The organism is Pseudozobellia sp. WGM2, assembly GCF_017810075.1.
In the GTDB taxonomy this organism is placed as follows: domain Bacteria; phylum Bacteroidota; class Bacteroidia; order Flavobacteriales; family Flavobacteriaceae; genus JADNYK01.
In genome coordinates this window covers 519,518-540,840 of record NZ_JADNYK010000004.1, presented here as the reverse complement: position 1 = coordinate 540,840, position 21,323 = coordinate 519,518, and the positions used below count along the sequence as shown (strand labels likewise).

15 protein-coding genes and 1 pseudogene are annotated in these 21,323 nt (G+C 42.6%); 9 read left to right on the top strand and 7 right to left on the bottom strand.

The window, feature by feature from the left end:
• The 8 genes and pseudogenes from IV512_RS12085 to IV512_RS12050 all read left to right on the top strand — a co-directional run bounded on the left by IV512_RS12085 (window position 1) and on the right by IV512_RS12050 (window position 12,848).
• Window positions 1–2,502, top strand: coding sequence for a heavy metal translocating P-type ATPase (locus IV512_RS12085; RefSeq protein ID WP_209403686.1), 2,502 nt, complete (start codon window positions 1–3; stop codon window positions 2,500–2,502).
• Window positions 2,503–2,528: 26 nt separating this feature from the next.
• A complete protein-coding gene (locus IV512_RS12080) occupies window positions 2,529–3,005 on the top strand; it encodes a DUF305 domain-containing protein (protein ID WP_209403684.1) in 477 nt (158 codons plus the stop codon).
• Between the two features lie 6 nt (window positions 3,006–3,011).
• Window positions 3,012–4,310: pseudogene (locus IV512_RS12075) on the top strand (efflux RND transporter periplasmic adaptor subunit); the annotation flags it as partial.
• Window positions 4,311–4,409: 99 nt separating this feature from the next.
• On the top strand, window positions 4,410–4,718 hold the full coding sequence (locus IV512_RS12070; protein ID WP_209403680.1) for a DUF6660 family protein: 309 nt from the start codon (window positions 4,410–4,412) through the stop codon (window positions 4,716–4,718).
• Window positions 4,719–4,855: 137 nt separating this feature from the next.
• Window positions 4,856–9,199, top strand: coding sequence for a CusA/CzcA family heavy metal efflux RND transporter (locus IV512_RS12065; protein ID WP_209403679.1), 4,344 nt, complete (start codon window positions 4,856–4,858; stop codon window positions 9,197–9,199).
• Between the two features lies 1 nt (window position 9,200).
• On the top strand, window positions 9,201–10,400 hold the full coding sequence (locus IV512_RS12060) for an efflux RND transporter periplasmic adaptor subunit (protein WP_209403677.1): 1,200 nt from the start codon (window positions 9,201–9,203) through the stop codon (window positions 10,398–10,400).
• A 22-nt stretch (window positions 10,401–10,422) separates the two neighbouring features.
• Window positions 10,423–10,839 (top strand): Fur family transcriptional regulator, encoded by a 417-nt coding sequence (locus IV512_RS12055; RefSeq protein ID WP_209403675.1) that lies wholly within the window; start codon window positions 10,423–10,425, stop codon window positions 10,837–10,839.
• Window positions 10,840–10,880: 41 nt separating this feature from the next.
• Complete coding sequence (locus IV512_RS12050) at window positions 10,881–12,848, top strand: heavy metal translocating P-type ATPase (RefSeq protein WP_209403673.1); 1,968 nt, start codon at window positions 10,881–10,883, stop codon at window positions 12,846–12,848.
• 139 nt (window positions 12,849–12,987) lie between these two features.
• Here the strand turns inward: IV512_RS12050 and IV512_RS12045 are convergent, their stop codons facing one another.
• The 7 genes from IV512_RS12045 to IV512_RS12015 form a co-directional block, all read right to left on the bottom strand.
• On the bottom strand, window positions 12,988–13,749 hold the full coding sequence (locus tag IV512_RS12045) for a phospholipase D family protein (RefSeq protein ID WP_209403671.1): 762 nt from the start codon (window positions 13,747–13,749) through the stop codon (window positions 12,988–12,990).
• 129 nt (window positions 13,750–13,878) lie between these two features.
• Window positions 13,879–15,453 (bottom strand): type IV secretory system conjugative DNA transfer family protein, encoded by a 1,575-nt coding sequence (locus IV512_RS12040; protein WP_209403669.1) that lies wholly within the window; start codon window positions 15,451–15,453, stop codon window positions 13,879–13,881.
• Between the two features lie 12 nt (window positions 15,454–15,465).
• The gene (mobB, locus tag IV512_RS12035; protein WP_209403667.1) at window positions 15,466–16,491 is read right to left on the bottom strand and encodes a MobB family relaxase; all 1,026 of its coding nucleotides are present in this window, start codon (window positions 16,489–16,491) and stop codon (window positions 15,466–15,468) included.
• Window positions 16,461–17,057, bottom strand: coding sequence for a BfmA/BtgA family mobilization protein (locus tag IV512_RS12030; protein WP_209403665.1), 597 nt, complete (start codon window positions 17,055–17,057; stop codon window positions 16,461–16,463). The genes mobB and IV512_RS12030 overlap by 31 nt, the downstream gene beginning before the upstream one ends.
• Window positions 17,058–17,437: 380 nt before the next feature.
• Window positions 17,438–17,656, bottom strand: a complete 219-nt coding sequence (locus tag IV512_RS12025) for a hypothetical protein (RefSeq protein WP_209403663.1) — start codon at window positions 17,654–17,656, stop codon at window positions 17,438–17,440.
• Between the two features lie 6 nt (window positions 17,657–17,662).
• The gene (locus tag IV512_RS12020) at window positions 17,663–18,118 is read right to left on the bottom strand and encodes a RadC family protein (protein WP_209403661.1); all 456 of its coding nucleotides are present in this window, start codon (window positions 18,116–18,118) and stop codon (window positions 17,663–17,665) included.
• A 75-nt stretch (window positions 18,119–18,193) separates the two neighbouring features.
• Window positions 18,194–18,541 carry a single-stranded DNA-binding protein gene (locus tag IV512_RS12015; protein WP_209403659.1) on the bottom strand — a complete coding sequence of 116 codons (348 nt, stop codon included), beginning with the start codon at window positions 18,539–18,541 and terminating at the stop codon, window positions 18,194–18,196.
• Between the two features lie 825 nt (window positions 18,542–19,366).
• Between IV512_RS12015 and IV512_RS12010 the strand changes: the two genes are divergently transcribed.
• Window positions 19,367–21,247 carry a DEAD/DEAH box helicase gene (locus IV512_RS12010; protein ID WP_209403657.1) on the top strand — a complete coding sequence of 627 codons (1,881 nt, stop codon included), beginning with the start codon at window positions 19,367–19,369 and terminating at the stop codon, window positions 21,245–21,247.
• The last annotated feature ends 76 nt before the right edge of the window (window positions 21,248–21,323 follow it).

The following is a 21,323-nucleotide window of genomic DNA, read 5'->3' as shown; positions in this document are numbered from 1 at the left end:
ATGAAGCACACCTATCAAATACACGGAATGACCTGCGACGGCTGTCGAAAGCATGTGGCCGAGACACTTTCTAAAGTGGAAGGTGTGACTACGGTTTCCGTCGATTTGGAAAAGGCAGAGGCAACCATAGAAATGAAATCCCATATTCCCATCGAAAAATTTCAGGATGCCCTTAAAATTGATGGTGGTTCTTATTCCATTCATAAACCGGGGAAGCATAACTATACTTCAGAACAAAAACCTAAAAAGCCAAAAGGCAAAGGAACGGGCACTTTTTATTGTCCCATGCATTGCGATGGCGATAAGACCTATGACCAACCGGGCGATTGTCCCGTTTGTGGAATGGATTTGGTCGAAGAACAAAACCTTTCGAAAAGCTCAGGTTCACAATATACGTGTCCCATGCATCCCGAAATCGTGAAGAACGAACCGGGAAGCTGTCCTATCTGTGGTATGGATTTGGTTCCCATGGAACCTGACGTTTCCGCAGAGGAGAAGACCTATAAGAAATTACTCAAAAAATTCTGGATAGCTGTCGCCTTTACACTGCCAATCTTCCTGATAGCCATGTCGGAAATGCTGACCAATAATCCATTGTACGACTTTTTGGAATTGAAATATTGGAACTGGATCCAGTTCGTACTTTCCATTCCAGTAGTATTCTATGCTACTTGGATGTTCTTTGAACGAGCGTACAGAAGTATCAAGACTTGGAACCTGAATATGTTTACGCTGATCGGTATCGGGGCTGGCGTGGCGTGGCTTTTTAGTATTTTCGGAATGTTCTTTCCCGATTTCTTTCCCGACCAGTTCAAGACCGAAGCAGGAACGGTTCACGTCTATTTTGAGGCGGCAACGGTCATCTTGACCCTTGTGTTATTGGGGCAAGTATTGGAAGCACGGGCACATAGCAAAACAAATTCCGCCGTTAAGGAACTGTTGAAACTTGCCCCAAATAAGGCCATTAAAATAGTCGATGGGGAAGAACAGGAAGTGGCTATCGACAACATTGAATTGGGCGATGTGCTTCGTGTAAAACCGGGCGATAAGATTCCCGTAGATGGTGTGATAACCGAAGGGGAAACTTCCATCGATGAATCGATGATTACGGGCGAACCTATTCCCGTGAACAAATCCGTCGATGATAAAGTGAGCAGCGGAACGATTAACGGTAACCAATCTTTTCTGATGAAAGCGGAAAAGGTTGGGGCCGACACCTTGCTTTCGCAAATCATTCAAATGGTCAACGATGCCAGCCGTAGCCGTGCGCCAATCCAAAAACTGGCCGACACGGTTTCAGGGTATTTTGTGCCCATTGTGGTCATTATCGCGGTCGTAACTTTCGCTGTCTGGGCGATTTGGGGGCCAGAACCTGCCTATGTATACGCACTCGTAAATGCGATTGCCGTATTGATAATCGCCTGCCCCTGTGCTTTGGGTCTGGCCACTCCCATGTCGGTCATGGTCGGTGTGGGCAAAGGCGCACAGAACGGGGTTCTGATAAAGAATGCCGAAGCCCTCGAAAAGATGGACAAAGTAGATACGCTTATTGTTGACAAGACCGGGACGATTACCGAAGGAAAACCGACGGTTGAAAAAGTGGGTTTATTTGATAAAAGTTTTAGCGATAGCGAGGTACTTCAATATATCGTTTCGCTCAACAGTCAAAGTGAACATCCTTTGGCCGAAGCAACGGTAAAATACGGTAAGGAACAAAAAAAGGAATTCCTAAAGGCCGAAAGGTTCCATGCCGTTACCGGAAAAGGTGTGGAAGGAACCGTAAACGGAAAGAAAGTGGCTCTGGGCAACGCCAAGATGATGGAGCAGGCCAATGTGGAACTTTCCGAGGCGATGGAAGATGAAGCCCAATCGTATCAAAAACAGGGTAAGACAGTTTCTTATCTCGCCATTGACGGTACTACCGTGGGCTACGTCGTGATAGGCGATAAAATCAAGGAAACCAGTAAGAAGGCTATTAAAGCTTTACAGGACAAAGGTATCGATGTCATCATGCTAACAGGAGATAATCACGACACCGCCCAAGCTGTGGCCAGCGAACTCAATCTTACGGATTTTCAGGCTGGAATGCTACCTGAAAATAAGTTGCAAGAAGTGGAAAAATTGCAGGGCAATGGGAAGGTAGTTGCCATGGCAGGGGATGGTATCAATGATGCCCCTGCACTCGCAAAAAGCGATGTCGGTATCGCCATGGGAACGGGAACCGATGTCGCCATTGAAAGTGCTGCCATTACCTTGGTCAAGGGCGACTTGCACGGTATAGTAAAGGCACGGAATCTAAGTGATACGGTTATGCGGAACATTAAGCAAAATCTGTTTTTTGCAATGATTTACAATACTTTGGGAATACCCGTCGCCGCGGGATTACTTTATCCGTTCTTCGGAATTCTGCTTTCCCCTATGATTGCGGCCTTGGCGATGAGTTTTAGTTCCGTTTCGGTCATCGCAAATGCCCTTAGATTAAGAACAAAATCGATTAATTGATGTAGTAACTATAAAAGCCAAAAAATATGGACAACAATGACAAAATGGAAAAAAGCAATTATGGCAGGTTCTTTTTAATGCTGGGATTATCGTTCGTAGCAATGTACATCACGATGTACTTGAATACTTATGAAATAGACCACGTTTATTTTAGCCTTACCCGATTTTATATGTCATGTCTGGGAATTGCGGCAATGGCAGTAATTATGTTATCGCTAATGCTCAAAATGTACAGGAACAAGAAAAAGAACCTGGGCATTTACGTAGGCAGCCTCGTTCTTTTTGTCGGTGCATTGGCATTGGTTAGGGCGCAAAGACCCATCATTGGCGATGTACTTTGGATGAAAGCAATGATTCCGCATCATTCGATAGCAATCTTAACAAGTGAACGTGCCGATATCAAAGACCCGGAAGTCAAGAAACTGGCTGAGGATATCATCAAAGCACAACGAAAGGAAATCGAGGAAATGAAGCAGATGATTGAACGTTTGGAAAATAAATAGACAGATATGAACAAAAATATTTTATATATAGCAATAGCAGTGCTCGTAGGCTTACTTGGCGGTTGGCTCATTTTTGGGGATTCCACGGATGGGTCAATGTCGAATAAGGATAATTCGGATATGTCCGATAGTCACGATCATTCCTCGGAGTCACAAGGCGAGATGTGGACGTGCTCTATGCACCCCCAGATCATGCAACCAGAACCGGGCGATTGCCCCATCTGCGGGATGGATCTGATTCCCACCGAATCAGGCGAAGAGGGTTTGGCGATGGGTCAATTTAAAATGACGAAAAACGCCATGGCCCTAGCCAATATTAGAACCACAAAGGTCGGTTGGGGGGCTGCAGAAGACAATACCCTAAAACTTTCAGGGACGATTGAAGAAAATGAAAAAGCGGTTGCTACCCAAGCCTCCTATTTCGATGGTCGTATAGAAAAACTCTTTGTCAATTTTAAGGGCGAAGAAGTTCGTAATGGACAACAATTGGCAACCATCTACTCCCCAGAACTGGTTTCTGCCCAACAAGAACTGATAACCGCCGCAAGTTTAAAAGAATCTCAACCTTCTTTATACAAAGCGGTGCGCAACAAACTGAAGCTATGGAAACTCTCCGAAAAACAGATTGAACAGATTGAAAAATCCGGTCAGGTTCAGGAGAATTTCCCCGTATATGCCAATGTTTCCGGTACGGTATCCGAAATCATGGTCGAGGCCGGGGATTATGTAAAAAAGGGTTCGGCTTTGTTTAAAATTGCCAATTTGGGAACAGTTTGGGCAGTCTTCGATACCTATGAAAATCAGGTTTCGCTTTTAAAAGAAGGTCAGAAGATTGAGATTGTTACCAAATCCTATCCCGATAAAAAATTCGATGCAAAGATTTTCTTTATAGACCCGGTATTGAATTCATCCACAAGAACCATTGAAGTAAGGGCGGTATTACAGAATTCCAAGGGGCTACTTAAACCCGGAATGTTCGTTGCAGGAACTTTGACCTTGTCTTCCGACAAAAAAGACGATACGATTATAATTCCCGAAAGTGCGGTGCTTTGGACAGGGGAACGCTCCGTGGTCTATGTCAAGACCGATACGGAAAGTCCAACCTTCGAAATGCGGGAAATTGCTGTGGGCGATGTTGTCAATAGTGGGTATGTCGTTCTTTCAGGTTTGGAAAACGGGGATGAAATCGTGACCAATGGTACTTTCACGGTTGATGCGGCAGCACAATTGAAAGGCAAAAAATCGATGATGAACGAAGATGGTGGAAAAACCATGACTGGCCATGAGGGACATGAAGGGATGAAGTAAATCTATTGCTGCCCTTAAAAATATTCCTTTTGTAGAACTTCTTGATCATGGAATCTTTGCAACACAGTTGCACCTAATTCTTGTTATCTTTGCAATGTGAATTTTTTGGCAATCATATTATCAGTGTATTTCCTGGCACTCAATTTTGTGCCTTGTAGCGATGCAGGAAATGTTTCTGATGATTCCCAAATCGCTTCGATTGTAGATTTTGATGGCGACCACGACCAAGATTGCGAATTATGCTCGCCATTTTGTCAGTGCCATTGTTGCCACGTACATACCATAGATTTTGGTATCGCTCAATTCGCGCCGCTTCCACCTACCATTCCACAAAACAGCTTTGCCCATTTCGATAGTGTAGGCAAGGATATTTCCCATTCTCTTTTTCAGCCCCCACGGGTTTAATTCAGTTTACATAGGATAGTTACATCCTGTTTTGAAATTCCTTTGTGGAAGTTTCAAGGCTGTTTTCGCTTTCGCGGCCGCCAGTTCGGTCGGCAGGAAGGCCACATTCCATTTTAACTGAATTAACACCTGAATCTATGATCAACAGAATCATTGATTTTTCAATCAATAACAAATTTATTATCGGTCTGCTCACGCTTGCTCTAATCGGTGCAGGTATCTATAGTATGACCCAGGTTCCCATCGACGCCGTGCCGGATATTACCAACAATCAGGTACAGGTCATCACGCAATCGCCAAATCTAGGTACAGAGGATATCGAGCAATTCGTGACCTATCCCGTAGAAATTGCGATGAGCAACCTTCCCAACGTTAAGGAAATCCGCTCGATTTCACGATTCGGACTTTCCGTGGTTACGGTCGTATTTGATGATGATATGGGAACCTATCTGCCACGTCAGCTTGTTTCCGAGAAACTAACGGAAGTGCGCGAGCAAATTCCCGAAGAACTGGGCCAACCTTCTATGGGGCCTATCTCAACAGGCTTGGGCGAAGTATATCAATATACCCTGAAAGTCGAACCTGGGTTTCAGGACAAATATTCCCTGTCCGATTTACGTACGATGCAGGATTGGATTGTCCAAAGACAAATGGCAATGGTACCTGGGGTTGTTGAAATCAACGCCATTGGCGGAAAAATAAAACAATATGAGGTAGCCGTTGACCCCAATGAGCTAAAGGCTATTGGTCTTACGATCACGGATGTTTTCGAAGCCTTGGAAGCGAACAACAAAAATACGGGCGGTGCTTACATTGAAAAAAACCGCCAAGCCAACTTCATCCGTGGCGAAGGTTTGGTACGCAACCTTAATGACATCAAAAAAATCATTATCAAAAATGAAAATGGGGTGCCTATTACTGTAAACGATGTTGCCGATGTACGCTTTGGTTCTGCCGTACGCTATGGGGCATTGACACAGGATGGCGAAGGCGAGGTCGTTGGTGGACTGGTAATGATGCTTAAAGGTGCAAACTCAAACGAGGTCATTGTTCGTGTAAAGGATAGGATGGCCGAAATCCAGAAATCCCTACCGGAAGGGATAATCATTCAGCCTTTGTTGGATAGAAGTAAGCTCATAAGTGAGACCACCGGAACGGTACGCAATAATTTATTGGAGGGCGCACTCATCGTAATTTTCGTACTGGTTTTCTTGTTAGGGAACTGGCGAGGCGGATTGATAGTAGCTTCCACCATTCCCCTATCCTTATTGTTCGCCTTTATACTGATGAACGTTTTTGACGTATGGGCAAACCTGATGAGTCTGGGGGCTATCGACTTTGGTATCATAGTGGACGGGGCGGTCATTATCGTGGAAGCAAGCGTATTCCTTTTGAGTAGTTATGTTATTAAAAAGAAAGCTTTAGATAAGGAAAAGCGTGATGATATTGCCGCAAATGCCTCAAAAAAAATGATGAACGCGGCCTTCTTCGGGCAGTTGATAATTCTTATAGTATTCCTGCCCATTCTAGCATTGGAAGGTGTTGAAGGAAAGATGTTCCGGCCAATGGCACTTACATTCATCTTTGCGATGATAGGGGCAATGTTTTTATGCCTGACCTATGTGCCAATGATGTCCGCCCTGTTTCTGAAGCCACCTAAAAACGAAAAAAAATCGTGGGGCGACCGTTTTGTTTTTTGGGTACAGCGCAACTATGAACCATTATTGACACGCGCGTTGAAAAAAGGAAAGTGGGTCGTAGGAATTGCCATTGCCATATTTGCGGTGGCCGTTTTCACGTTTATGAAAATGGGCGGCGAATTCATACCACAATTGGATGAGGGCGATATTGCCTTTCACGCTATTCTTAAACCCGGTAGTTCGCTCAGCGAGACGATTGAAACCACTACCAAAATAGAGCGTATCGTAAAGGCCGAATTTCCCGAAGTGGAAAAAATTGTGAGTCGTATCGGTGTCGCCGAAGTTCCTACCGACCCGATGCCGATGGACTTTGCCGATGTATTCGTCATACTTAAACCACAGGACGAATGGGTATCCGCTGAATCAAAGGACGAACTTATCGATAAGATGAAGGATGCCGTAAGTATACTACCAGGTGTCAATTATGAGTTTACCCAACCTATCGAAATGCGTTTCAATGAGTTGTTGGAGGGCATTCGTGAGGATGTGGCCATTAAAATTTATGGCGAGGATATCGATGTACTTGCAGCCAAAACGGATGAGATTACCAAAATCATGGCAGGTACCGAAGGCATAGGCGATATGAGGGCGGAAGCCACCTCAGGTTTACCGCAGATGACCATAAGGTACAATCGTGATAAACTGGCACAATACGGCGTGAGCATTGACCAACTCAATATGATAGTCCAATCCGCTTTTGCCGGAGGATATGCAGGGATCATCTTTGAGGGCGAAAAGCGTTTCGATTTGGTCGTTAGGCTCAACGAGCAGAACCGTACGGATATCAACGACATCAGGAATCTGTTCATCAATTTACCGAACGGTTCACAGATACCGCTTCAAGAACTTGCCGCGATCGAGTACACACCGGGACCGATGCAGATAAGCCGTGACAACACCAACCGCAGAACCTACGTAGGCGTAAATGTACGTGGACGCGATGTGGAATCGTTGGTCAATGAGATTAAAGTCAAGCTTGATGCAAACCTTGATCTGCCACCGGGATATTTTATCCGCTATGGGGGTGCATTCGAAAATTTGGAGCGTGCCAGCAATCGGTTGCAGACCGTAGTGCCCATCGCACTGTTCCTCATATTCATCCTGATTTACTTTGCCCTAAAATCCTTTCCGCAGACCTTGATGATCTATCTGGCTATCCCGATGGCCACCATAGGTGGTGTGTTTGCACTATGGCTCAGGGATATGCCCTTTAGCATTTCCGCAGGGGTCGGCTTTATCGTATTGTTCGGTGTTGCCGTGCTGAACGGTTTGGTAATGATAAGCGGACTCAATGAGCTGAAAGAGGAAGGTGTGACCAACTTGAAAGACCGTATCGTGGAAGGAACAAAACGCAGGATACGCCCTATTATGCTTACGGCCTTTACCGATATTTTAGGTTTCCTTCCAATGGCCATTTCTGCATCCGCAGGGGCTGAAGTACAGCGACCTTTGGCCACCGTGGTCATCGGTGGATTGATAACCTCTACGCTCTTGACGCTCTTTATCCTGCCCATCTTTTATCAATGGGTCGAAAAACGTTCGGAACGTAAGACGAAAATCAATCCTAAATTCGTAACCGCAACGGCAATGGTGTGCTTGCTTTTTACTTCCACTTTTGCGAAAGCGCAAGAAATACAATCGCAAGATTCGCTACCCATTGTATCACTGGAAAGAGCAGTGGAAATTTCCAAAGAAAATTATCCACTTTTGAAAACAAAACAGTTGGAAATCCAAAAGCAGAATGCCCTAAAAGGTACAGCGTATGATTTAGGGAACACACAAGTTTTCACAGGTGGGGAAGAAGTCGGCGACGGTCAGGGAATTTACACTGTGGTGGGCGTAGGTCAGCAGAATATCAATCTGTTCGGCATCGGTGCAAAGAAGCGTTTGCAGAAACAGCGCATCGCCTTGGCGGAAACCGCTCTTGACCTAACCGGACTGCAAGTGGAACAAGAGGTCAAAAAGGCGTGGTCGCAAGCGTATCAGCAACGACGGAAATTTGAACTGTACCGCGAGTTGAATTCCATCTATTCGCAGTTTGAAAAAGCCATCGAATTGAATTATGAGGTCGAGGCCATTTCACGATTGGAATATTCATCAGCGACCAATCAGGCATTGCAAATCAACAATAAACTGCAACAGGCCGAAAGCGACTATGCCATTGCACTTCAAAAACTCAATCTTTGGTTGGTTTCGGACATATATTATACAGTTCCCGACACCCTAGACGAAAGTGAAGTGGCGGTGCTGGGAATACCCGCACGTATAGAAAATCATCCCGAACTGGAACTTTCGCAAAAGCGAATCGACGAAGCCGAAGCCAACTATAAAGCAGCCCGTTCCGATTTGTTGCCCAACCTCAACCTTCAGGGAGGATTGCAACAAGTGAACGGAAGCAGCGGATTTTACACCTATCAGGCAGGAATTTCCCTTCCGCTATTTTCAGGTACGGAACGCAGTCAGGCCAAGGCAGCCAAATTAGACAGCGAAATCGCCAAGACCAACGCAGAATTTGCAAAACGGCAGTTGCAATCGGAATATCGGCAATCCATACAAGCCTATCAAAAGTGGGAAGCATCTTGGCAATTTTACAAGAATAAGGCATTGCCGCTTGCCAAAGAGCAACGCGAAGGCGCATTGCTGGCCTATAGGGAAGGTGCGGTCGATTATGCGGCTTTTACCCAAATCATACGGGATGCCATACAGACCGAAATGGATGCGCTGGATTCGCTCGACAATTATCTAAAATCAGTTTTCGAACTACAATATTTCAAACAATAAAATGAAAAATCTATCTAAATACACGGCTATAGGTCTATTGATGATGCTCCTAGGGTTGACCTCTTGTGGCAATTCCAACAGCGAAGCCGCAGAGAATAAAGAGGGAAATTCCGAAATGGAAAATGAACATTCCAAAGGCGAAGCTGAGGAAGTGATGCTTACGGCCAAACAGTTCGATGCCCTACAAATGCAAATCGACACGTTGCAAATGCGAAATATGAGCGGGTATGTAAAAGCCAACGGTCAACTGGAGGTTCCGCCACAGAACGAGGCCACCATCACAACGGTGGTGGGTGCAAATGTGGTGTCCATCGAGGTCATCGAGGGCGATAATGTCAATAAAGGACAAACGGTCGCCTACCTATCGCATCCCAACATCATCCAAAAACAGACGGATTACCTAAATGCCCACAGTAACAGCCAGTTTCTTAAAAAGGAATATGAACGACAACAAACCCTTTATGATGCAGGTGTGGGCAGCGGTGCCAATTTTCAGAAGGCGGAAGCAGAATATCAGGCATCCCGAAGTATGGCCAGCGGTCTTGAAGCGCAACTGCAACAGTTGAACATCAGTGCATCCGGTGTAAGAAGTGGAACAATTTATCAGCGGGTGGCACTCAGAAGTCCCATTGAAGGGTTTGTTGAAAAGGTAGCAATCAAAACAGGCCAGTATGTAGAACCCCAGACCGACCTAATGGAAATCGTAGACACACACCACGTACACGCCGACCTGATGGTTTTTGAAAAGGATGTGCACAAGGTTAAGGAAGGGCAGAAAGTCATTTTCAATGTCCAATCCATTCCCGGTAAAGAACTTACTGCGGAAATCTATTCCGTAGGAAAGACTTTTGAGCAGAATCCAAAAGCGATTCACGTCCACGCAGAAATCGAGAACAAGGAAGGCAACTTGATACCCGGAATGTATATTCAGGGGCGGATTCAAACGGACAATACAAAAACATTCGCATTGCCCGAAAGTGCCATAGCCGCTGACGGCAATAGGTTTTTTGTTTTTTCAGCTAAAGAGGAAACCGATAATTGGGCGTTTACGCCCATTGAAATTACAAAGGGTACCCAAGATGGGGAATGGATTGCAGTAAACTTTTTATCAAAAGTTGCACCGAATGTCAAATTTGCGTTTAATAATGCATATTACTTAATGGCAGAGCTGAAAAAAGGGGAATCCGAAGAGGGACATTGATATTGATAAACACTACTAAAAAATGAAAGAAATAGAACAAAGGCTTACCGAAAATGGCGTTCGTCCTACTGCAATGCGAATATTGATTTATAAGTATTTAGCAGAAAAAGAAGCAGCGACTTCGTTAACGGATATTGAGACCGCTTTCGCGAAAGCTGACAGGACAACTTTATATCGTACCCTGAAAACCTTTGAGGATAAAGGCGTAGTACATCAAATAGACGACGGCACTGGAATACAGAAATATGCCCTGTGCGAACCAGGGTGCAATTGCGAACTCGAACAGGATTTGCACCTGCATTTTCATTGCAATAATTGCGATGAGACCGTTTGTTTGACGGAACATAAAATTCCCCATATCAACCTTCCGGACGGGTACATTGCGGAAGATGCGAATTTGGTTCTGAAAGGAATTTGTGAGAAATGCAGCGGACAATAAATGCACTTCCGTTGCATTTAACAAATTTGGAAATTGCACCTATGAAAAAGAAAAAAGTAAACTTACGTGACTTAGACCCTAAAGAACACCAGGGCGAGCACAGTCACGATGACGGGCACAACCACAGCAGTCCGGAAGCAGCATCCAATTTCAGAACCTATCTACCTGCCATTTTCAGCTTTGTAATGCTCATTGCGGGTATTGCCGTTGACTACTTCGATGCCGTTCCATTCTTTAAGGGATGGGTCAGAATCGTATGGTACACGGCTGCCTACATTCCCGTTGGGTTTCCTGTCATTAAGGAAGGTTGGAACAGCATCTTAAAAGGCGACTTCTTTACGGAGTTTTTCTTGATGTCAATTGCCACTTTGGGGGCATTTGCCATAGGCGAATATCCAGAAGGTGTGGCCGTGATGCTATTCTATGCAGTGGGCGAATTGTTTCAGAACGCTGCGGTAAATCGGGCGAAGGGAAACATCAAGGCTTTGCTGGACGCACGACCGGACGAAGCTTTGGTATTTCGTGACGGCGACTTTGTTTCCGTCAATCCCGAAACCGTGGAAATTGGAGAAAAGATACAGGTGCGTGTGGGCGAAAAAATTCCTTTGGATGGCATTCTTTTATCTGAAAAAGCGTCGCTAAATACAGCGGCCATTACAGGCGAAAGCAAACCCGCTACCATTGCAAAGGATGAAAAGGTCTTTGCCGGTAGCATCAACCTCGATGGGGTCATCGAAGTGGAAACGACCAAGGAATTCAAGGATAGTTCCATAGCACGAATTTTGGATATGGTACAGAACGCTACCGCACGAAAGTCCAAAACGGAGCTATTTATCAGAAAGTTTGCGCGAATTTATACACCTATCGTTGTTTTCCTAGCTATCGGTCTTACATTCTTGCCCTATTTTTTTGTTGATGATTATATATTTCGGGATTGGCTGTATAGAGCATTAATATTCCTTGTGATTTCCTGTCCTTGTGCATTGGTCATTTCCATTCCATTGGGGTATTTCGGTGGTCTAGGTGCGGCATCGCGCAATGGTATTCTGTTCAAAGGCGCATCCTTTCTCGATGCAATGACCAAAATAAACACCGTGGTAATGGACAAAACGGGAACAGTGACCAAAGGGGTCTTCAAAATTAAGGAAGTGGTCAACAAGTCTGCTTTTGCGGAAGCCGAATTTATGCAATACCTGATGGCCATGGAAGAACAGTCCACCCATCCCATCGCAAAGGCAATTTTGGAGTACAAGGCAGATGGTGCAGATTTGGAAGCGACCGAAGTTTCCGAAGTCGCTGGAAAGGGCCTAAAAGGAACTGTTAACGGAAGAACTGTTTTGGTCGGAAACAAAGCCTTGATGACCTCAAACAGCATCGAAGTACCTTCTGAAACCGACAGCATTGTAGAATCAATAGTGATGGTTGCTATTGATGGGAAATTCGCTGGTTACGTGACTATTGCCGATGAGCTTAAGGAAGATGCGCACCAAGCCATACAGCAAATAAGGGAAGCTGGTATTTCCAAGATCATCATGTTATCCGGCGATAAGGATTCCATTACCCAACAGATTTCCAAGGAACTCAACATCGATTGGGCAAAAGGCGGTCTGCTACCCGAAGATAAACTGAACGAGGTCGAAGAACTCAAGAAACAACCTGATACTACGGTAGCTTTTATGGGCGACGGTATCAACGATGCTCCAGTACTTGCCGCCAGCGATGTAGGGATCGCAATGGGCGGTCTGGGCAGTGATGTAGCAATCGAAACAGCTGATGTCATCATCCAGACTGACCAACCGAGCAAGATTGCAAGGGCGGTCAAAATTGGGCGTTCTACCCGAAGCATTGTTTGGCAGAATATCGGTTTGGCCTTTGGTGTAAAAATTATCGTGCTTATTCTTGGCGCAGGTGGATTAGCTACCATGTGGGAAGCCGTTTTTGCCGATGTGGGGGTGGCTCTATTGGCTATTCTTAATGCGGTACGGTTACAAAAGATGAAGTGGGCGTAATACACGCTTTTAACCAAGTTCCAAAAATTGGCCGATTAATAAGACAGTTTGCCTACTCTTTAGAACCTGGTAATCAAAGGTCTCAATTGCGGTCTCATTTAATAGTCCCCTTAATTTACCTTTTAAGGAACACTAAAAATCAACTAAAAGTTACTCTTAATTCCGAAGAACTTTGATTAATAGGTTCAGCATAAATTGATTTGCCCCATTCTTCAATACCAAAAAAAGCCAAATCGGGATGGTCATATAAGACATCAAATTCTTCCTCAATTTGTCTAACGGCTTCAATATCGGTAACTCGAATTCTAGTTTCGTAGTTGTATTTGGTACCGCTCTCCGTAAAGTTCAACGAACCCAAATAAGCCGTACGACCATCGATTATATAGATTTTACCATGGATAAACATATCATTGATTTGGTAAGAATCCGGGGCAACGAAAACTTTAAATGGAAAAAGCGATGAATAAGTATACGAATAAATTTTGATATTCTTAGTTTTTCTCCTCGCATATCTGGAGCACAAAAAAAGGAGGAGAGCAATGCCTAGTCCGTAGATATATGCTGAATCGTACGATAATATGGTTAATACAACTAGAAATAGAGTTAAGGCAATAATGCCAACTATCAATACTTTTTGGGTGAACAGCCATCGTTTTCTGATTCTGTTAGCACTCTCATTTAAATGCCGGTTCTGAACCACCAATGGCTGAATACTCTTTTCCTGGCGATAACTTCTACTGTCAAATTTATCGGAGGTAATCAAGGTGACCTTTATGCCTTTTTTATGTAACCAAACCAATTCATCGACCATTTTAGGGGATAGGTAGGGCGAGGAAATTTTCACGGAATGTTGGGCATTTCCGATTTCCTTCAACAATTTGGTGCCGGCTCCGGTACCCATGTAAATATCACATTTTGCCTGATTAAACCACACGATTTAGGGATTGGGTTAACCATTAAATATACGAAATTTCACCATCAAAATGAAGAAAATTTCATCTTGATTGGATGTCGTTGGGTCCAATTCCCATCAGGAGAATAGCCTTCGAACCTCAAGATGTATACGTTGAAAATTGGCGCGAATCTCAGGATGGTTTTGGGCATAGACCGGCTTTGGGAGCTCTCGTTTTATATCAGGCCTATCAAATTTGACCCGCTTGTCTTTGCCATCGGCAAAGGCTATAAATTCCCCGCGTTTCAATCGGAAAAAAACATCTGCGCGAATTTTGCTAACATCCTTTTCCCCTTTAGTAATCCGTGCATCGAAATTCCAATTGCTGCTCTTACTGATACTTCGGGTGGGCTGCTTGATAATTTCAAAAAAGCGTTCATAGTATTTTGCCGTATCGGGGTCATTGGCCTTCCCGAAGAACTGGTAGGAGAGATTGCTTAATATGGCTTTACTGGCCTTGTCCCCGTACATCAGATCATTTTGAATTTTATCCTGGAGCACGTAAACCGTGGCAATATCATAACTCCGCAAGGTAGCCGGGATCCGTTGCATGTTCAACAACCGAAAAGTGGAGGCTTCCTCCGCAAGGAAGAAGGAAGATAGCCGATTGCGAACGCTCATTTGTTTGGTAATGGTGTGAATGATAGTAGCGATTACAGGGGAGTATGCCGTATCGAACTTTGGATTGTTGACAACGGCGATTACCGAGGGATGCTTCGGATTATTAATATCCAAAGGAATTTCATCAGCCGAAAGGGTCATAAAGATACGTGGAGTACTGATTTTTTTGAGGGCATTCGCCAAAGTACTCATTACCCCAGCCGTTTGCCGCTCGGAATCGATTCCGGAAATAAAGGCATCGGCCATGGCTTTTGAAGTAAAGTCCGAACTAAGAAAAGCAACAAGCTGTTCGGTATCCAGATATTGGTAGGTCGCGATCAGATGGGGCAAGGTACAGTAATCGGGATGTGCCGTTTTAAGCCTCCATATCAATCCGCCCAAAAGGCCTTCCACTGCATCGTTGAAAAACTTGGAAGATCCCGAGGCGACCGATTCTTTTTGCTCCAAAAGGTTCTCCAATAGTACCCGCGATATTTCATTGACGCTTTCCTCATCTTCCATATAACGTGGAGCGATGGGATTGACCCGTTTATAGATATCATCAAAGGAAACGATATGAAAAGGAACTTTCGAATCCTGGAATAAGGGATAGGCCATTTCGGTAATCTCAAAATGTTTATAGTCGTGAATGACTCCACAGAATGAATGCCGGTTGAAATGTTTGAGAAAATTGAAGACAACCGATTCCGTTTTACCGCTTCCTGCTGATCCAATGATCGAAACACCCCTACGGATGTTTTTCATGTTGAATATTCCGTTTCTAAGCCGAAACTTGGCATTGTATTTTTTAGGCATGTTGGTCATATCGCTTTCAATTAAGGCGGCATGACAAACCATACTGATGGCGTACAAAGGCAGAATCCATTGGAAACAAAAGAATAAGCCGTATCGGAAACTGTTTCCAAAACAACCCAGAATACCCAAGTACAAAAAAAGCATGGCAAGACTGAGAAAGGCATGGCGGTAATAGCGATGCACAAGGAGAATCAATCCGGAAGCGGAAACATAATATAGAAGAATAGTCGAAAGCATTTGCCTATTTTGTTAGATTCCTATAGAACTGGATGACCGGGCCAAGTCCATAGCCTTCTTGAACTGTTTGATGGTCTTAAGCGCCATTTGGACTTTATTCGTAGGAATGTTCACCTGGGGAACCCGTACCCCGGCTTTGCTCAAAATTTTAAATGCTGCGCTGCGCTCGTTCGTGGGAAGCCCGAGTAGGTGTGCGAAATATTGATGGGGATCTTTGAGATAGGATTTTCTGGCCTCGTAAGTTTCCACAAAATTACGTTTGTATTCGAATAGGGTATCAAAGGTTTTTTCGGCCCTTTTGTAGAATAGATCACGGTTGAAACCGCGCTTGACAATCTTACCGTTCAACTTGCTTTCCGATTCCATGTATTTGCTTCCTGGGGATAGGCTATACCGATTGCTCGCATCCTTTCGGCTTACGATAATATGCACGTGAGTTTGGAAACCTGGCTTTTTCATGCCCTGTTCAATAGGCTTTCCTTGCAGTTTATGGGGAATTTCAGATTGCAGTTTTGCTATTTTTTTTTGCATGGCCGCTACATTGCCAGTGAGTTCCCCTCGCTCCACTTTCCGAATGTCATTTTCGAGTCTTACGATTTGCGCACGGTAAGGCTGATTTTCCCGGATTTCGCGGTCAAAACCTTTAAAGGTTCGCTCGTGTTCAATTTTTGCGAAGTACTTGATTTCGTCTACGGTAACAGGTTGGTCCCTGTGAAAGGAAGCCGCGTAATCTTTCATGACTTCCCTAACATATTTTTTAAGTAGTTCAGGGTCGTTATTTATGGCCTTTAGTTCACTTTGACTCGGATTGATGGTCAGTGAATAAAATTTGGGTTCGACCTTCTTAAGCTTGGCGGTATTCCCATCGATTTCTTTGATGACCTGTTCTGGTGGAATTTCGTCGGTCGTTTGATTAAAAAAAGGTTCTTGCATTTCAGGTAAGACCCCTTCATTTTCTTTTTCTAGGTAGTCGATAAAATCAGAAGCACTTTGGGAGAAGTTGTCTCCTAAATGTTGTTTTGTAATACTGATGTACATGGCTCAGTCTGTTTTAGTGATGCTTTTAATTGTTCGTATTCCCTTATCGGCATATTTAAGTACAACTTGGATTTGCCAAAGCTTGATTTGGTCACTTCCACCTTTTTCAGGGTATCCAGAAACTGTTGCTGTAATTGTTGGAGATTTTGCTCCATGAGTGAATTCGCTTTCTGCAGTTCAATGGTTTCAAAAGCCGACTTAAAGAAAGCATCATCCTTAACGGGCGCATCACCTTTATTGGATGATGGAGATTTTTGCGGCTTGTTCTGTTGAGGGGCATGTTCGAAGAGTAGTTCCATCATGGCCTTGGTAGGTGTTATCCCTCGTTTATCCATTTCCTTCATGATAGCTGCCATCGCATTAAATCTTTTTTTTATTAGCGTCTCCAAGGTTCTAGCCGTGGGTCCAAAGCGTTCCAAGGGTGAAATTTCATTGTAATGGAAAAAATCAAGCATGGTTTGTAAAGCATCGGAATGGGTCTTAAAAAGCTGCTTGGAAAATTTCCTGAACTTTTCTGCGGTTGGAATTTTTATCCGAAGGGTACTAAAGGTTTCTTTGCTTGACATGATACAATTTGACTCAAACTTTTGCCTGTTTATGGGCCTTTTCAGGGCGTTTGACGCAAAACAGGACTATTTTTAAGCGATAAATTTTCTCTAAATACAGTTAAAACACTAATATTCAGTACGTTGTAATGAACTGAAATCCAGTAACGCCGCGCCAGCGCGTTACCCTCTTGCTCTTCCTTTTTACTCCGCAGGAGAAAAATCCAGCCTTCATCCCAAATTAGTTTGCAGTTCGTAAGGCGGATTTCATATTCAAAATTTTAAGAGTTTGTAATGATGACTTTTAAGGAATTTTCAGGTTTGGGATATAAATGATGGGAATACTAAAATGAAAAAGGCAACCTAAAAGGCTGCCTTGTATCAATCTAAATGGTGTTACTTTAGATGGTAAACTTGAATTTGTGGTTATAGAGGTTTTTAATGGCTTCTTCTTCCAAAAGCGAATCGTAATCCAGGAAGTTTTCATCTGCGTACTTTTTCAAGTCCTCACCGAATTTGTGTTCTACCTCTTGCTTGGATTGATGCATGAGTTTTTCTTGCGTTTCAAGGTCAAGGTTATTGAAATTTAGACGAAAAGGTATATCAATATGTATATCCATCACTTTCTAATTTTTCATTAATCCATTATCTCGAAAGCTAAAATAGTTGCCATCTGGAAGTATGATCAGATGGTCCAACACTCGAATGTCAAAAAGTTCGGCAGCCTTTTCTATTTTTTTGGTCAATGCGATATCGGCACCACTAGCTTTGGTAATACCCGATGGATGATTGTGCGCCAAAATGATGGCCGTGGAGAGAGTTTTGAGTACAACCGCAAAAAGTATTCGCAAATCTACCAATGTGCCCGTCAATCCACCAGTGGAAGCTTGAAAGGTGCCTTTGACCTTATTGGCATTATTAAGCAATAACACTTTAAAGGTTTCATGAAGTCCGATAGTGTTTTTATCCCATGTTTGATACAATAATTCGGCAACCCTATCGGAGGAGTTCGCAGGTTCTGAATTGAGTACCCCTAATTTTTCGCAATAGCTTATTTGAATTTCATTAACTTCGTTTCTCATTGTTTTATTATTAAGATTAGACGATGAAAAAGAGGGCGTAACTTTCCACGGTGTCGCCCTCTTTGTTTTTATGGTTTAATTATCAGACTTACCGCCCAATAACAGGATTTCGTCGGCAACTACTTCCGTTACCCGTCTTTCGTTGCCTTCTTTAGGCTCGGTATAGGTTCTGCTTTTGAGTTTACCGACTACCGCCACTTGCTTGCCCTTGTGCGCATATTTTTCAATGATTTCAGCAGTCTTGCCCCAAGCTACGACCGTATGCCAGTCCGTTAACTGTTGCTTTTCTCCTTTTCGGTCTTTGTAGGTTTCATTGGTAGCCAATGAAAAACGAGCTACTTTTTTACCACCGTCTAGTTTGGTTACTTTAGGGTCATCCCCGATGTTCCCTAACAGATGCACATAATTTTTGATACTACTCATAATTGAAAAATTTAGGATTAATTAATACGCCTGTCCGAACCCTTCGAACAGCATTTAAAATCGATTTACTTATTACACCTAGAGCGTTTTCCTTTTTGTTGTTTTTTAACTTTTGTTCCGCTTCATTTTTGAGGATTTGATATGATTTCATGGTTTCCGGTTTTGATTTACTTCCCACAGAGCCGTCGCTGTTACCTTTTTTTTGTTGCTTAATGCTTTACAATATTCAGGCTTGGTAAGACGTATAAAAAAGAGCGAGGCACGAGCCTGGTTTATGCCGTCGTGCAAGAATGAATGTTGTTTTTTCGCCGTCAAAAAAGGGTAATGGTGGCGGTTCGGGTAGTGGGTCAAAACCTAAAATTGTGAAGTTTCAATAGCCTCTTGATGCGGAACAAAACACTAAATATCAATTTGAGTTCAAGCGGACTTAATTCACGGTTTTGACTTGTAATGGAGTGTTCCTTCCCAGAGCATCGGGAAGGGTTAGCGGAATGGAAAGTCAAAAGCGGGGATTGTGTCTAAGATAATGATATATGAAGCTTATTTCCCGGAATGGAGAGCAACGGAATGGAGTGGGAATGGGCTGAATAGGATTTAGTTGGGGCGAATAAATGTTTTTAAATATTTTAATGACATCTGATAGGAACCATGGCAATTTCTCAGCAAGATGTTTACATTAAACCGTAAAGAAATTATCTTATATGGTTCAATTATCGTTATCCCATCTTTTGTAGGAATTATTTTGCTAAACTTGCATTACTAACTTATTTTTAGCGTTTTATACTCTTTAGAAACAAATACCTACGCCAAAACAACTGATATAATTTGACCAATAACGAAAACTTCAGTGTTGATAACATCCAACTTGATCAAGAGAATAAAGAGTTTCTCAAGGCCATAAAGCTTGTAGAACATACGGGTCAAATTATCTATTTAACAGGTAAAGCGGGTACTGGTAAAACTACATTCTTAAAGTACCTAAGAAAAACCACCAAAAAGAAAATAGCTATTGTTGCGCCAACCGGAGTCGCAGCTATCAATGCCAAAGGCGTAACCATCCATTCATTTTTTAAGATACCATTCAGTCCCTTTAGTCCAAATGACCAAAGATTATGTAGAAAATCGCTAATAATCAACCAGGAAACGGGAGAAAAATCTGCAAATATTTACGACACGTTTAGATATAATGAGGACCGCTTAAAAATAATGCGAGAGCTTGAACTACTAGTTATTGATGAAATATCAATGGTTCGTTGTGATTTATTGGATGTTATAGACAATCTACTAAGAACATTTAGAAACAAGCATTACATCCCTTTCGGCGGAGTGCAAGTGGTATTAATAGGAGATACATTTCAGCTTCCACCAGTTGTTATGAATAATGAGTGGAAAATATTATCCCAATTCTATAAAACCCCTTTCTTTTTTAGCGCCAAAATTGTGGAGGAAGCTATTCGTGTTAACCAATGGGGTCACATCGAATTGAAGAAGATTTATCGCCAAAATGAAAAGGAATTCATAGGTCTTTTAAACAGAATCAGGATAAACCAGATGGATAGTTCTGATTTCAAGATTTTAAAGCAGAAACACGAGCCTACATTTAACGCAAAAGAAAACGAAAATTATATCTATTTAGCTAGCCATAATGCGATTGTAAATAGTACCAATTTGACCAAGTTGAATTCTTTAACTTCCGAGCTTTTTGAATTTCATGCAAATATAACGGGTCAATTTCCTGATAATAGAAAGCCATCTGAAGATCTTCTAAAATTAAAAGAAGGTGCTCAGGTAATGTTCATTAAGAATGATACAGGGGAATCTAAAAGATATTACAATGGTAAAATCGCTAAGATCGTATCGCTTTCAAATGATGAAATTATTGCGGAATTTGATGATAGTGAGAAGTCTCAAATTACAGTTGAAAGAGCAGAATGGGAGAATATTGAATATCGATGGAACAAAGAGCTAAAGAAAATAGAAGAAGTTGTATTAGGCACGTTTGAACAGTTTCCCATAAAATTAGCATGGGCAATTACGGTTCATAAGAGCCAGGGGTTGACCTTTGAAAAAGTATATGCCGACTTAGCAAACTGTTTTTCTTCAGGGCAGGTATATGTTGCGCTCAGCAGGTGCACAACATTTAGTGGGTTAAAATTAAAAACTGAAATTCCTCCTTCGGCAATTATTACCGACCCAAGGGTAATGGAATTTGCAAAAACAAAGACACCTGATACCTTGATTGATAATTTTCTTAACTCCGGTATGGCTGATAGAAAATATGAGGAAGCACGAAATGCGCTTAATGCAGGTTCATTTGGTATCGCTTTTGAAAAACTTCAAGAAGCTTTAAAGCTGAGAAATGATTTAAACACTGATACTTTCAAGAGATATATTATTGTTTATCTCAATAGAATAAAAGGCTCGACATCGCCAATTCAATATAAAAAACTACAAAAACGGATACTTGAAAATAAGGCTCTTAAGCTGAGTTTGGATTTACAGAATGATGAGATTATAGCTCAAAAAGAGGAAAATGAATTTTTGGCACAATCTAACAAAGAATTAAAAATCAAGAACGAAGAATTTAAGGAGCACATTAATTATTTGCATTCAGAAGCAAATAATTTATATGATAAAATCGATGAACAGTATAGAAAAATAAAAGAGCTTGAAAATTTGAAATGGTATCAAAGATTTAAAAAATAACAAACCAAAATCTCTTTTCAATAGTAAAGTCTTAATGCTATCTTATTTTTGCAACTGTGATAAGAATTACTTTTAA